Below are 14,175 nucleotides of genomic sequence, written 5' to 3'. Positions count from 1 at the left end.
TCTCAGAGCTCCCCGGCGATCCCGAAGGACCCGATGATCGAGTGACGGAGCGCAAGCGGCGCGAAGGCGAAGAAGCGCTGCGTATAGAGCTCGAGCTTCGCCGTGAAGCGGAGGTCGCGCAGCGCCCCGAGCGTGCGCACGAGGTACGAGCCACGGAGCCCGGCGAGCCCGGTGAGCGAGCGGACGAGCATCTTGTCGGCGGTCCGGTAGCGCGGCAGATCGCCGTCCGACACGTAGTGAGGCTCATAGAACGCCGCGGCGCTCTGGCCGTACACCCGCGCCGACAGACCTGTGAGGAGGCGCTGTCCGAAGGCCATGTGTTGAAGCTCCACCTCCTCGGTGTGACTCGCGATTCCCCAGCTGTCCGCGTAGAAGCGCAGCGAGGTCGTCGCGAACCACCGCGGCGTGATCGCGTGGCGGAGGGCGCCGCCGAGCGCGTGGCGCACCCGCTCCGAGGGGACCGACTCGGTCACACCGAAAGGCACGCTCGCCGCGGCGGGCGAGCCCGGCGCGTACATGCGCACGAAGCGGTACGGGCTCGACTGAAGACCGCTCGACACCTGCGTCTCGTACGCGAGCTGCCCCACCGTGCGAGGTCCGAAGACCCACCCGATCCCCGCGTCGATGCCCCCCGTGTGGAGCGGGCGCCACGTGTCGCGAGACGCGCCGGTGCGCCCGACCTCGTCGGACGAGACCCGCAGGCCCACGTCCGTCGTCAGCTTGCCCGAGAGCCACTCGTGGGAGCCAGATGCCGACACCGAGTGCGACTGGTAGTCTGGCTCCCAGCTCGGCACGTAGCGAGCGCTCAAGCGGGCCTCGGGCTTGGGCCTCCACGTCGTCGCCGCGGTGACCGCTTGCCTGACCTCTGTGTAGCCCCGCGGCGAGGCGGCGGTCATGACATCCACGCTCGCCGCGCTGATCACGTCCACCTCGTAGCCACCCTGCACCTCGAGGGTGTCGCGCACCTCGGCCTTCGCGCTCACCTGTGGCGAGACCACGACGAGGCCGTCGCTCGCGCCGTAGACGGCCACCCAGCCGGCCGCGCGAGTCTGAGCCGAGGAGGCCGCCGGGCTGGCCGCGACGGCGAGACCGCCGAGCGCCAGAGAGAGCGGGATGGTCAGCGACAGCCGCATCCGCCGCCCCTCTCGCCGGTCGCCCCCTGTGAGGTCTCCCTCGCGCCGAGCATGTGCCCCCTCGCGCGAGACTCCTCGGGGCGAGCGTCTGGGCGCATCGGCTCCGAGGCGAGGACGCTGCGCTCCCAGGGCCGCACCGGAGCGCAGGACGAGGCCCCGAGCGCGAACGCGAGCACGCACGCGAACGCGAACGCAGGACGATGTGCGAGGGTCGTCATCGACCGGTCTCCATCCACGCGCGGAGGGTGCGATACGAGCGGTCTGTCGGGCCGTCGAAGACCGCGCCTCCCCCGTGGTAGAGCCCGCCCCCGGCGAGCGGCTTGCGAGCGAGGAGGGCATCGTCGCCGGGCGCGGGGTCCGCGGCCAGCGCGACGCTCGCGCGGTAGTTGTGGTCGAGCTCCTCCGGCGTGAGTGGGCCGGGCAGGTGCAGCTCCTCGGGCACGCGCCGGAACCGGCCCGGGGCGAAGAGCGAGAGGGGGCGCTCCGGCCTCCCGTGGCACGTGGGGTTCGCGCACTGCGACGCGAGGATCGGCTGCACCTCGCGCTCGAACACGGCACGATCGAGGTCCGGCAGGCGCACCCGCTCGAGCGCCGGCGCGCTGCAGGCAGCGAGCAGCGACAGAGCGCACGCGCACGCGCTCCTCACGGTGAGCCCCGGTACGTGGCGCCGAGGTCGATCCACCGCACGAAGACGAGGCGCTCGGAGTCGGATAGCGCAGGAGATCCCGTGCAAGCTGCACCGACCCCAGCGCGCGGAGCTCCGAGCTCGCGGCCGTAGATGCGCTCGGTGAGGTGGCTCGTGAAGGCGCTCGAGCCGGGCTCGTCGACGTAGCGCTTCCCGTTCCCCGAGCCCACGCCAGGCGCGAGGAGGGCCTCGTAGGCGGTGTCGAACCGAGCGGTGGTGCGCGCGGCGAGGTCGAGGCCCCCAGCCGGTGTCGCGCCGCCGTGACAGCCGGCGCACGAGCGAGCGAGCAAGGGCCTCACGTCGCGACGGAAGTCCACCGCGATCGGAGCGTCGCCGACCTTGGTGGGCGGGAGTGGCCGCCGCGGGTCCATGTTGGCGTGCGTCGCGAGGGTCACCGACGCTTGGGTCACGACGTCCGGCACCACCCCGCCGACGCTCGACGCCTGTCCGGAGAGCGCGCCGTGGCAGCCCGCGCAGAGCGTGGGATATAGCTCCGGGGAGACTCCACCGGGGAACACTTGGCCGGGCGCCACGTCGATCCAGCGGTCGTGCTGCGCGCCCACCGCCATGCGCGCAGCGTCGAGCGTCTGCACGCGAAACGGCCTCCCTGCCGGCACCTCCAGGTGGAGCGAGCCCCCCGCGAGGGGCACCTCCGCGAGGATGCGCGCGCGGCCGTGCGCTCCCAGCGAGACGGGGCCCTGGGCGAGATCGTCGGGAGTGGTGGGCACCGCCTCGACGAGGCGCGCGTAGACGAGGTCGGCGCGGAGGGGCTTCGCGCCGCGCGGCTCCAGGTACGACATGATCGCCTCCAGCGTCTCGACGTGTCGGTACGAGAGCGTGCCTGTCTCGCGCGAGGGATCCCACGCCGGCTCGTGCGTCGGATCGTCCTCGAGCGGCCTCGGCGCGATCGGCTCACCGTCGTACATCGCGCCGCCCGGGTCGGTCGCGAGCACCTCACGCTTCGCGATCGCCGGGCGGCCGGTCCGTGGGTCCTCGGACAGCGTGAGCGCGACGAGCGACAGCGAGGGCGACGGGGCGGTGGCGCCAAGATCGAGGGGCCCGTCAGCGTAGCTCACGAGGATCCGTCCGTCCGGCAGCGGCACGGGGTGCCGGTACACGCCCCCCGGCGAGCGCCCCGAAGTGGCCGCGCGCTCGTCGAGCACCGTGAACGCAGCGCGGTAGCCGGGCTCCGAGCTCGACGCCTCGTGGCCGCCCGCGATCTCCGGTCCGAGCTGGCGATCGAAGACGGCGAGCCGGCCACCGCGCCACACGCTCGCGCGGTCGAAGAGCGCCGCGGCGAACCGCCCGTCCGGCATCGCCCGCGCGCCGTAGACGAGCTCGGCGGCCGGCGTGATGCCGTGGTGCACGTGGAGCTCCGGGTCGCCGTGGTACTTCTTGTTCCGGTCGAGCGGCCCCCGGAATACGACGCCCTTCGAGCGGCCACCGAGCCCGCGGAGCACAGTGAAGGAGAGCGTGCCGTACGATTTGCCCGTACCGATGAACGCCGGAGTGGCTTCGGGCGAGGGATCGTGGGTCACGCGCTCGAGAGCTCCGTCGCGGGGGCTCACCGCCCAGATCTCGGTGTCGAGCGCGCCCGTGTCGGCGAGATGGCCCGCGCGCGTCGAGACGAAGTACACACGTCCGTCGGGCCCGTAGGTGGGCTGAACGTTGGCCGCGCGACCGCCGCGAGGCAGCCGCCCGAGGTCGTGCGTGAGCTGCACCAGGCCTGTCCCGTCGACGCGAATCTCGTAGAGGTTGTGGGCGTCCTCTACGCTCCTTCGCATCGCGAACACCACGCGCGTGGCGTCGTGGCTAACGGCAGGGTCGCGCACGTCCGCGGGCCCCTCGGGGTGGGCCGCCGCGGTGAGGCTCCGCAGCGTGCCGCCGGGCACTGGCGGCTCGAGCACCCAGAGGTCCGTCCCCGGAGTGAACGCGTCGTGCTCGAAGGCCGGCGCGGGAGCCACGGGGCCGCGCACGAGCACCACACCGCGGAGGCCGGGAGGCCCGCGGGTCCCGAGCCTCCTCGCGCTCGGCCCCTGCCCAGCCAACGATGGCCCGCACGGTGGGGTCGGAGCCCGGGTCCGGGCCCGACGGGGCGAAGAAGATGCCGTTCCCCCCTCGATGGAGGATGCCACCGCGGTCGAGCGGGAGCGCCTTCCGCACGAGGCGCGACAGCGCGGGATCGCCGGCGAGGAAGAGGTGCATGCGCGCGGCGTGGTAGTTCTTTCGCACCGCCTCGGTGGAGAAGACGAGCGCGCCGTCGAGCTCCATCGGCGGCTCGAACGCCGTGAACGGGGCGACGCTCCCGTGGCAAGGGCCGTTCATGCACTGGCGCGTCGCTAGCGCCGGCAGCACATCGCTCGCGAAGCGACGCTCGTTCGGGGAGAGGTGCGAGCCGCCCTCACCACCTTCGGACTCGGCGGCGATCCACGCGAGGATGCGCTGGTAGTCGGGATCGTCGCGGCGCGCGAAGCTCACGCCCCCCTTGTGGAGCAGACCGCCGGCCCCCTGGGCGAGGGGCTTGCGCAACAGCGTCGAGAGCTCCGCACGCTCCACAGTGTTGATGCGCGCCTTCGCGACCGAATACGCGGCGTCCATGTCCGCGATCCGACCGTCGCTGGTCGTGCGCACGTGAAACTGACTCCAGTTGACCACCTCGCCGCGCGCCTCGGCGCCCGGGGCCACACCGTGGCACGGCGCGCCTAGGCACTGACGCTCGAGCAATGGCGCGACGTCGGCGGCGAAGAGCTCACGCCCGCCCACATGACCGCACGCGCCGAGCCCGGACGCCACCCCCGCTCCCGGCGCGACGACCGCGACGACGGTCACCAGGGCGGTGACCGCGCAGCTCGCCAGCCCTCGCGCGAGCGACGGCCCGCGGCCGCGCGAGGGCGCGGAGCCCCGTTGGCGAAGCACGTCCACCCCTCGGGGTAGCGCGCGCCTCAAGGGGCGCGCGTGATCTAGGTCAACTACGCCTTTGGTGAGCGGCGCCGCTGCGCATCGCGCTCCGTCACCTCCATCGAGCGTCGAGCGTCGCACGGGGCGCCGAGACGGACCGCGAATTCCCGTGCGATCGCCGCACCCCGAGCGTGGCGTGAGCCGGGCGCCGTCGTGCGGGCCGTCGGCGCCGGGCCGTGGCCCTCATGTTAATGATATTGACAGTCCTTTTCATTTAACTAGGGTCGCCCGTCGAGGTGTCGCGTGCCCTACGGAGTCGTCCATGTCATCCACTTGTTCTGCGCGATCCTGTTCATCGGTGTGGTGTTCTTCGAGGTGGTCCTCCTCGAAGGGGTCCGCGGCCGCTTGCCCGCCGAGGTGATGCACCTCTTCGAGGTCGCGCTGATCGCGCGCGCGCGGCGCATCATGCCCTGGGTCGTGGGGACGCTCTTCCTGTCGGGCCTCGCGATGGCGTGGGTGCATCGCGTGGCGCTGTCGGCCCCGGGGGCCTCGGCCTTTGGCCTGTTGCTGACCGTCAAAATCACCCTCGCGCTGAGCGTGCTGGTGCACTTCGTGACCGCGATCCGCTCGGCGACGCAGGGCTGCATGACATCGGGGCGGTTCATGCGGACGCACCTCTCGGTGGCGATCCACATGGCGGCCATCGTGGTGTTGGCGAAGGCGATGTTCTACGTGCGGTGGTAGTTTCGGGCTCGGTCACCACCGCGAGCGCGGCTACGCTTCGACGAAGGCGCCATTTGGATCTGCGAGCTAGGGATGACGGTCACGAAGGTGAGGCGAGGAGTCTGGCTTCTGGCGGCGGTGGTGGTCGCTTGCGAGCAACGCCGTTCTCTGCGCGAGGCAGAGGTGCACTTGGCACGAACGCAAGACGCCGGTGGTCGGCTCGGGCCGGAGCCCGCTCCGTCCCATGCGCCCGGATCCACGCCCTCGACAGGGGTGTTGGCCGAGCCAGGAACCGGAGAGCCCATCGTCCGCTCGAGCGACGGGCGCTGCACACCCGAGCCCCGGGAAGGCACGCCCTGCGCGAAGGGGCAGTCGTGGTGTGTCCTCTCGTGGGGACAGCGTGGTGGACACAGCACAGCGCTTTGGTGCCGAGACGGGCGCTGGCGTCGCGAAGAAGAGGCGAACCTCCCATAGCGGCCCGTCGATAGACGCCGCCGGCCGTCTACTCGACGCGATCGAGCGCGAGCTCGCCTCGCGTGCGGGCGAGCGGCGGCGCTCAGCCGTCCACTTCGACCGTCACGTCGCGACGCGCGAGGTGCTCTCTGACCCAGGCCAGCCTCGAGGCCGAAGGCGGCTCGAGCCCTGCCATCGGAGGCTCGAGGCCGAGGGCCGTGTACTTGTCGAGGTAGAGCGCGTGGTACGGGACCACGCGCAGCGACGTCGCGCCGTGCCGCGCGAGAAAGCGCGCCACCTCGTCCAGGTTCTCGGCGTCGTCGTTCAGGCCGGGCACGAGCGGCATGCGAAACTGCACCGCGGCTCCGTGATCGACGAGGAACGACGCCGCCCTGTGGACGCGCTGGTGGCCCGCGCCGGTGAGCGCCCTGTGACGCCGCTCGTCCATGTGCTTCAGGTCGAGCTGAAAGAGGTCCACGAGCTCGAGCACCGCCGCGAGGTGCGCCTCGGGCACCGCCCCCGAGGTCTGCACGCAGGTGTGCAGGCCGTGGCGCTTCGCCTCCGCGAGGAGCGCCCGCACGGGCCCGAGGTGCAGGAGCGGCTCGCCGCCGCTGACCGTCAGGCCCCCGCCGCTCACCGCGTAGAACTCGCGGTCCTTCAAGACCTCGGCGATGACCGCTTCGGGCGACATGCGGGCCGCGACGTCGCTCTGGAAAGACTCTGGGTTCTGGCACCACGCGCACCGCAGCGAGCAGCCCTCGAGGAACACCGTGGTCCGAATCCCCGGCCCATCGTGGATGGAGAAGCGCTGCACGTCGAAGACCCTGCAGTCGGTCGACGCGCTCACGGACGGAGCTCCGCCCGGCCGATGATGTCGTCCTGGATGCGGCGGCCGAGCCGCGTGAAATACGCGGAGTAGCCGGACACCCTCACCACGAGATCGGCGTAGCGCTCTGGGCGCCGCTGCGCCGCGCGGAGCGTCGCCGTGTCGACTACGCCGAACTGCACCTGGAAGCCCCCCTTGTCGAAGTACCCGCGCACGAGGTGAGCGACGCTCTCGACGCCCTTCTCGGAGCCGAGGATCCCGACCGGCAGGCGCATGTTGAGCGAGCTCCCGTAGCCAATCTGCGTGTGATCGATCCGCGCGAGCGAGTTCAGGGTCGCGGTCGGTCCGCGCCGCTCGGCGCCGTTGCTCGGCGACATGCTGTTCGACAGGGGCTCGCCCGCGAGGCGTCCGTCCGGAGTGGCGGGCTCGAGCGCGCCCTCGTAGACGTTGAGCCCGTAGGAGATGAGGCTCGCCTTGTAGTGGCCGCCGCAGGCCGTCCGTCGGGCGGACACCATCGCGCAGAAGCGCGCGACGATCTGGCGCGCGAGGGCGTCGACCTCCTCGAGATCGTTGCCAAAGCGCGGCCCCCCGAGGAGCAGCCGCCGCAGGTCCTCGCGACCTCGAAAATTGCTCGAGAGCGCCTCGCACAGCTCGCCCATCGTGACGAGCTTGCGCTCGAACACGAACGCGCGGATCGCGGCCAGCGAGTCCACCGCGGTGCCCAGGCCGCCGCCGCCGACCGACCCGAAGTTGTAGCGAGCGCCCCCCTCCGTCATGTCCTTCGCGTGCTGGATACAGCCGTCGATCGTGCTGGAAATGAGCGGGTTGTGGAATCGCTCGGCCCAGATCGCGTCGCGCAGCTGGGTCGCCTCCGTGACCCAGCCCACGAGCGCTTCGAGCTGCGTGTAGAATGCATTAAGTACCTCCCCGAAGCCCGTCATGCGGGCGGGGTCGCCGGTGTCGGTCCCGTCTTGATTGCCGAAGAACGTGGTCCGTCCGCGGTTCAAGACCAGGTCGAGTGCCGTCGGGAAGTAGACCTTCGAGCCGCCCGTCGCTCCGTACGTGTCGGCGTTGCCGCTCGGTTCGACGCACCCAACGAGGCAGTACTCGCGCGCCGCCTCGACCGCGTAGCCGTCGCGGACCATCGCGGCGATGGCCGTCTCGTCGTTCAGAAAGGCGGGCGCGCCGGTCTCGCGATGGATCGCGACGACGCGACGGGTGAAGTCCGCCGGGCTCTTCTTCGAGACGCGGAACGACGCGGTCGTGGCGAGCTTCGTGTTCGTGATGGCCTCGATGAAGAGGTAAGTAAGCTCGTTGGTCGCGTCGTTCCCGGCCGCATCGACCCCGCCGAGGGTGACGTTCTCGACGTCCGAGCCGAGGTGGTTCAGCTTGACGCCCCCGATGTTGGGCCAAATGACGACGTTGTCGTTCAGCTTGATCACGAGCTCCTCCAGGAGCCGGAGCGCGTGCGCCTGCGTGAGGACTCCGCGAGCGAGGTCGGCCTCGAAGTAGGGGAAGAGGAGCTGGTCCACGCGGCCCGGGGTGATGCCGCTCCCCGCGCCGTAGCTGATGATCGCGGCGTTCTGGGTGAACCAGAGCGACTGGACCGCCTCGACGAACGTGCGAGGCGGCAGCCACGGCACGCGCGAGCACGTCGCGGCGATGACCTCGAGCTCCGCGCGACGCTCGAGGTCGGCCGTGCGCGCCGCCTCGAGCCGCGCGGCCTCCGCGAAGCGCTCCGAGAAGCCGCGCATCGCGTCGCAGGTGAGCTCGACGCTCTCGAGGAACGCGCGCTCGCGGGCCGTCTCCACGCTCGCTCGGCGCCCGCGGGCCTCGGCCTGGATGCCGGAGAAGCCGCGCGCGAGGACGTTCTTGTGGCCAAGCACGATGTGCGCCTGCGTGTCGGTGCAGCGGCCGCGCCCCTTCAGGTTGTCACCGGCGCCTGCCCGCACCGCGCGCGCGAGCCCCGGCAGGCGCGCGGCGAGGCGCCCCGCCCGCGCGGCGCGCTCCGCGAGGCCACGTGGAGCGCGGTCGCCCTCCTCGTCCACGACGAGCCGGAGGAGCGGTCGTACGCCGAAGGCGCGGACCTTGCGCCGGAGCTCTCGAGGAGACAGCGCGAGCTCGCTCGAGAGGCCCCGCGCACGCAACGCCGCGATCTTGGCGTCACGCACGGTCTTACCCCTCCAATACGGGATGATGTCGTCGAAGAGCACCCGCTCGTCGGCCGGGTCGATGCGATAGCCGAAGGCGAGCAGCTCGTCGAAGAGGTGCTCGAAGATGAACGTGAAGTCCCCACGCTCCGGGGCGAGCGGAGGGGCCACGACCTTCGACGCGCGGTTGCCCACGAGCAGCTCCTCGGGCTCGATGCGGACGGTCATCCTCTCGAAGACCCGGCCCAGCGCGCGCGCGGCGCGCAGCGAGGGAGACAGCCCGGGCGTCTCGCGGTGCGAGTCGGTGAAATGCTTCGCGCGCTCGATGCAGAGCCAGTGCGATGCGGTCAGGAGCCGCGCTTTTTGCGCGGCGTTCTTGGGGTGGAGCGTGCCCATGTCTTGCCTCGTTCCTCTGGCTTCGGGGTGCCTCTCATCTCGCGAAACAGGAGCGCGACCACGTGGCGAACGTGGCGCTTGCGCGCGTCGAGCGCCGCGGGCGAGAAGGGGTCTTCGCCCGTGATGCGCTCGAGCACTCTGCCGTACGTGAAGTACGTGACCACCATCCCGTAGACGGTCGTCAGCACGTGCACGAGGTCGAGGGTCGGCGGGGAGTCGGGAGCGACCTCCCCGAGCCACGCCGAGCCGAGGCGGAAGACGGGCAGCGTGCGCAGGACGATCCGCTCGACGTGCCGACCACCCGCGACCTCGCGCTGCACGATGCTGCAGAACGTGCGGTTCTGGGCGAGGAAGTCAGCGTAGGCGTCGACGACGTGCTCAGCCTGCTCCTGGGGATCGCCGCGCTGCGCGAGGCCCTCGGCGAGCGTCGCCCCGAGGCGGTCGTAATACCCCTCGAGCAAGGTCTCGAGCAGCTCGTCCTTGCTCCCAAAGTGGTAGTGGATGAGCGCCTTGTTGACGCCAGAGGCCTCGGCGATGTCACGCGTGGTCGTCGCGTCGAAGCCAAGCACGCCAAACAACCGATCGGTCGCGGCGAGGATCTTCTCCCGGGTCTCGTCTGGCCTCACGTGTGACCGCCTTCCGTTAGGCATATGGTTTAGGCGATCGCCCAAATTCGTCAAGAAGAAATCTGCTTGGCCGCGAAGCTGTGGCCGATCGTGGCCCGAGGGCGCTCGGGACCACTCAGGGGACGCAGCGAGGCCGTCTCGCGCCCTTGCCCAGCTCGCCCCTCACGAGGGCGCGGGCGTCACTAGCTCCGGGAAGCGCTCCTCCAGGAAGCGGTTCGCCAGCACGCGCCTGGGATCGTAAAGATCCTTCAGCGCCCGCAGCTCACCCAGCACCCCCGCGTACATGTCGCGCAGCACACCGCGCGTCGCGCACACGGTCTTGCCGAGGTGGACGCGACCGCCCACCGCGAGGCACGCGTGGGACAGCTCACGCAGCGCGTCCTCCCGGAGAGGCAGATCGCCCCGACTGCGCGTCTCGAACGCGAGGGTGACGGCGAACCCGTCGAGGCCGCGGCTCGCCGAGAGCAGCGCGTCGTCGCCCGGGATGTAGAGCACATCGAACAAGAGAGGCACGAGCTCTCGCGCGTCGAGCAGCTCGTGCGCGTCGCTGAGGAACTCGCGGAGCACCTCCGGCGAAAAAGGGATCACGTAGGTCTGCTGGAGCGTGAACGTCGTCATGCCGAGGCGGCGCTCGAGCGTCCGCGTGCGGACGTTGCCGTCCATGAAGAACGTGTACCCGAGGAGATCGTCGAGGTACGGCGCCTCGTCGAACATCTCGTAGGTGGCCCACCAGAACAGCGCGCCGGTGTGGCGGCCGCGCGCGGTCCACTCGGCGAGGAACCTGAGCGGATGCGCGGGCACGTGCTGGAGCATCGGCCTTAGCGCCTCGGAGCGCACGTAGCGCGACTCGAAGACGAGGCCGCGCGGCGCTCCGCCAGGGCACACGACGCCGTAGAAGGCCGTGGGGTCGGCGGGGGAGCCGCTCGCGGCGCCCGCGGCCGCGCGCTCGAAGAACCCGCGCGCGATGTCGTGGAGCGCGTGGGTGGTGTTCGCGCCGAGGCGGCCGGCGCGCGCCGCCGGGCGGGGGGCGTGCTCGGCCAGCGGGTGCACGAACGACCGAAGATCGCCGCACTTCTTCACGAGGGTGCTGACGCGGAGGGGCGTACGCGGGAACCCGGGCGCCGGCGGGCGCCACACCGCGTACGTGAGGCGCACGATGACGCCGAGATAGCCGAAGCCGCCGATGACGGCGTGGAACAGCGCGCGGTCGGCCGCGCTCGGCGAGTCGCGAGAGACGTCGTGCAGCGCGCCGTCGAGGGTGAGCACGCGCACCTCCCGAATGAACCGCGACTCCTTCCCGATGCTCGAGCTGAAGCGAGAGATGCAGTCGGACGAGGCGGTGCCCCCGGCGGTGGCGCGGCTGGTGCTCACGGCGACGAACGGCACGAGGCCTACCGACTCGAGCGCGCGCGCGATGTCGCCCCAGCGCGCCCCCGCGCCGACGGTGACCGTGGGCGCGTCGGGGTCGTCGTGGACCACGATGTCGTCCAGGCGATCGAGGAAGAGCACGACGTCGTCGTTCAGCGACTGCGCGTCGAGCGAGCAGCCCCCCGCGCGGAACGTGAGGCGACGCTCGCCGGAGGCGGAGAGCCCGGCGAGCAGCACGCGGAGCTCGTGCACCGTCGCCGGGTGGTACACCTCGCTGCGTGAGCGCGAGACCTCGCCGTAGCTGTGCAGGTCGACATGGAACAGCCGAGGGTCGGGCGCGCGGCGAGGTTTCCGTGGTGGCGTCGCCATCGCGGGGGGACTGTAGCAGTCGGCCCCTGCTAGGCTGCGCCAATGTTCTCAGGAAAGCGCGAGCGCGTCGCCGTGGTGGGCGGCGGCGCGGCGGGGCTCGGGGCGGCGTGGCGCTTGGCCGAAAAGTACGAGGTGACGATCTACGAGGCCGAGGCAGAGCTCGGCGGGAACGCCTACGCGCACACCTTCGACGACACCGATGTGCAGGTCGACATGGGCGTGATGATCACGCTGCCGTGGGCTTACCCGAACCTCTATTGCATGTTTCAGAAATACGGTATCGAGACCCGCGCGGCCGCCGCGACGCTGCTCGTCTCCTTTCCCGACCCCGAAGACCCGACGAAGGAGCTCACCTGGAGCACCGACTCGCCCGTGCCCGGCGCGGGCTTCTTCGGCGAGTACCTGGAGGCCGAGGCGAGCCGCTTCGAGCAGATGATGTTCGAGATCGCGGCGTTGCCGCTGAACGAGCAAATGTTGCCGATCGCGCGCTTCCTCGACGCCCCTTACCCCGGCGTCCCGCACTCGGGACGCTACACGCCGCGCTTCCTCACGCAGGGGCTCTGTCCGCTGCTGTCGCTCTTCCTCGTCACGCGCGACAGCCTGCTGCGCACGCCGGCGTGGTCGCTCTCGATGATGTTCCGCTTCGGGACCCTCTCGTTCTTCAGCCCCACGACCTGGCGCACGATCACGGGTGGCACGCGCGAGTACATCGCGCGGCTCACGCGGTCGTTCCGCGCGCGGCGGCTCGTGTCCACGAAGGTGGTGGGCGTGAAGCGCTCGGGCCGCGAGGTGCGAGTGCGCGACGAGCGCGGGGGCGAAGAGGTCTACGACCACGTCGTGCTGGCGACGGCCGCGAACGTCGCGCTCCGCCTGCTCGGCGAAGGCGCGAGCGCCGACGAGCGGCGGGTCCTTGGAATGTACACCTATCAGCCCGCGGTCGCGTACCTGCACGCCGACCCCTCGCTGCTCTCGGCGCGCTTCGGCCCCGGCTTCTTCTTCCAGTACCGCTCGGAGAACCCGACGCCCGGCCCCGCCCTGGACGGCGTCATGACCTACAGCATGAAGGACGCCGCCGGCCTCCAGGGCTACGACGGCCCCGTGCTCGTGTCGGTCTTCTCCGAGCGCCCCCCCAAGGAGCCGACTCCGTGCTTCGCGCGCCGCGAGTTCTCCCACCTCATCGCCGACGACGTCGCCCTGAAGGCGCGCATGGAGATGCACAAGCTCCAAGGGCACGACCGCACCTGGTTCTGTGGGGACTACACCACATTCAGCAGCCACGAGGACGCCTTCACGTCAGGCATGGTCATCGGGGAAGCCTTTGGAGTGGACTACCCTTTCCGCGAGCACCCGGCGGCGCTGTTTCGCTATACCCAGAACCGCGTCATGATGATGCCGCGGCTCGGCGTGCGCACGCGAGTGGGCCTCGGCGTGCGGCTCGAGCTGCTCCGCGACACGCTCGCCGTGGCGTGGCCCCAGCTACGAGCGAAGCTTCGCCCGCGGCGCCACGACGGCGGCGCCGTGGTCGAGATCTGACCGCGCTGCGCGCTACTGCACCGCCGTCGAGATGGCATGAAGGACTGCGAGCGAGCTTTCGGGAGGTCGCCACTTCGATCGGCACGGGCTGCGTTGCGCGCCTCCGGTGCCTGCTCACCTACAAAGGCACAAAAGTAGGCTCCGAGGGCTCCTCGGATCGCGCCTTGGCGGGCCGGGCGCGGACGACGCCGGGCCTCGGTCCGTAAATCAACAGGCTGCTAGCGAGTACCTCTTCCAGTTTTGGGCTACGTTCGCGAGCGGGCCGACGCCCCACGTCGTCAGCGCGGCAGGATTCGAACCTGCGGTCTTCGGCTCCCCGAGCCGACGCTTTGGCCACTAAGCTACGCGCTGAGGCGGCCCTGTTTTACGTCTGGGCCCGGTGCAGACACACGCCGCGCGAGAGCGCGACGAGGCAACCCCAAGACGGCGCGAAGCCGCGCTCACGCGACGCTCGCCTGATCGTCCACCAGGTGAGGGCAGTAGTCTCTCCACAAGGGAGGGACACCCTTCTCCGCGCGGAGGAACGGCGTGTGCGGCAGAGAGGTCGGCCGAAAGGGCCTCCGGAGAAGCTTCAGGCCGGCCTCGTCGGGAGTGCGGCTCCCCTTACGAAGGTTGCAGGCGTAGCAGGAGGTGACGATGTTCTCCCACCCCGTCTTGCCTCCGCGAACGCGGGGCACGACGTGGTCGTAGTTGAGGTCATCCATCGCCCTGCGGACACCGCAGTACTGGCAGCGAAAACCGTCTCGAGTGAAGACGTTCAGCCGGGAGAATCGCACCTTTCGCTTGGTCGACACGTTCCCTCGCGTGAGGCGCACGACGGCCGGCGTGCGCAGCGTGAGCGACGGCGCGACGATCGGCTCTTCGTACTCTTCGAGCACCTCGACCTTGCCGAGCGTGAGGAGCACGACGGCGCGCTGCCAGGTGATCACGCGGTGAGGGGCCATCCACGGGGTGGCGTGAGGGTTCGCGTCGACATGGGGCTATCTCTTTCGTTGGAGTGGTGGGCACGGTGGGT

At 70.8% G+C, this 14,175-nt stretch carries 11 protein-coding genes and 1 tRNA gene; 2 read left to right on the top strand and 10 right to left on the bottom strand.

Annotated elements, in window-relative coordinates; all coding sequences use genetic code 11:
- Positions 1–2: 2 nt before the first annotated feature.
- From IPQ09_14720 to IPQ09_14705, 4 genes are read right to left on the bottom strand one after another with little or no spacing between them, the layout of a single operon-like run.
- Positions 3–1,133 (bottom strand): DUF3570 domain-containing protein, encoded by a 1,131-nt coding sequence (locus tag IPQ09_14720; GenBank protein ID MBL0195449.1) that lies wholly within the window; start codon positions 1,131–1,133, stop codon positions 3–5.
- Positions 1,118–1,351 (bottom strand): DUF4266 domain-containing protein, encoded by a 234-nt coding sequence (locus tag IPQ09_14715; GenBank protein MBL0195448.1) that lies wholly within the window; start codon positions 1,349–1,351, stop codon positions 1,118–1,120. The genes IPQ09_14720 and IPQ09_14715 overlap by 16 nt, the downstream gene beginning before the upstream one ends.
- Positions 1,348–1,779, bottom strand: a complete 432-nt coding sequence (locus tag IPQ09_14710; GenBank protein MBL0195447.1) for a hypothetical protein — start codon at positions 1,777–1,779, stop codon at positions 1,348–1,350. The genes IPQ09_14715 and IPQ09_14710 overlap by 4 nt, the downstream gene beginning before the upstream one ends.
- Complete coding sequence (locus IPQ09_14705; protein ID MBL0195446.1) at positions 1,776–3,794, bottom strand: hypothetical protein; 2,019 nt, start codon at positions 3,792–3,794, stop codon at positions 1,776–1,778. Before IPQ09_14705 ends, IPQ09_14710 begins: the two co-directional genes overlap by 4 nt.
- Before the next feature lie 1,225 nt (positions 3,795–5,019).
- Between IPQ09_14705 and IPQ09_14700 the strand changes: the two genes are divergently transcribed.
- On the top strand, positions 5,020–5,460 hold the full coding sequence (locus IPQ09_14700) for a hypothetical protein (GenBank protein MBL0195445.1): 441 nt from the start codon (positions 5,020–5,022) through the stop codon (positions 5,458–5,460).
- Positions 5,461–5,995: 535 nt separating this feature from the next.
- Here the strand turns inward: IPQ09_14700 and IPQ09_14695 are convergent.
- The 4 genes from IPQ09_14695 to IPQ09_14680 all read right to left on the bottom strand — a co-directional run bounded on the left by IPQ09_14695 (position 5,996) and on the right by IPQ09_14680 (position 11,627).
- Positions 5,996–6,739 carry a radical SAM protein gene (locus tag IPQ09_14695; GenBank protein ID MBL0195444.1) on the bottom strand — a complete coding sequence of 248 codons (744 nt, stop codon included), beginning with the start codon at positions 6,737–6,739 and terminating at the stop codon, positions 5,996–5,998.
- A complete protein-coding gene (locus IPQ09_14690) occupies positions 6,736–9,264 on the bottom strand; it encodes a hypothetical protein (protein MBL0195443.1) in 2,529 nt (842 codons plus the stop codon). The genes IPQ09_14695 and IPQ09_14690 overlap by 4 nt, the downstream gene beginning before the upstream one ends.
- Positions 9,216–9,890, bottom strand: coding sequence for a TetR/AcrR family transcriptional regulator (locus IPQ09_14685; protein MBL0195442.1), 675 nt, complete (start codon positions 9,888–9,890; stop codon positions 9,216–9,218). Before IPQ09_14685 ends, IPQ09_14690 begins: the two co-directional genes overlap by 49 nt.
- A 162-nt stretch (positions 9,891–10,052) precedes the next feature.
- Entirely contained in the window at positions 10,053–11,627 is a 1,575-nt protein-coding gene (locus IPQ09_14680; protein MBL0195441.1) for an FAD-binding oxidoreductase, read from the bottom strand.
- A 42-nt stretch (positions 11,628–11,669) separates the two neighbouring features.
- Here IPQ09_14680 and IPQ09_14675 point away from each other — a divergent pair, with 42 nt between their 5' ends.
- Positions 11,670–13,160 (top strand): FAD-dependent oxidoreductase, encoded by a 1,491-nt coding sequence (locus IPQ09_14675; protein MBL0195440.1) that lies wholly within the window; start codon positions 11,670–11,672, stop codon positions 13,158–13,160.
- A gap of 278 nt (positions 13,161–13,438) precedes the next feature.
- On the opposite strand, the gene IPQ09_14670 is transcribed toward IPQ09_14675, so the two are convergent.
- Positions 13,439–13,511, bottom strand: a tRNA-Pro gene (locus tag IPQ09_14670).
- 89 nt (positions 13,512–13,600) lie between these two features.
- Positions 13,601–14,104, bottom strand: coding sequence for an HNH endonuclease (locus tag IPQ09_14665; protein MBL0195439.1), 504 nt, complete (start codon positions 14,102–14,104; stop codon positions 13,601–13,603).
- Positions 14,105–14,175: the final 71 nt, after the last annotated feature.

Source organism: Myxococcales bacterium (assembly GCA_016720545.1).
Classification (GTDB): Bacteria; Myxococcota_A; Polyangia; order Polyangiales; family Polyangiaceae; genus JAAFHV01.
This window is presented reverse-complemented; position numbering and strand designations above follow the sequence as displayed.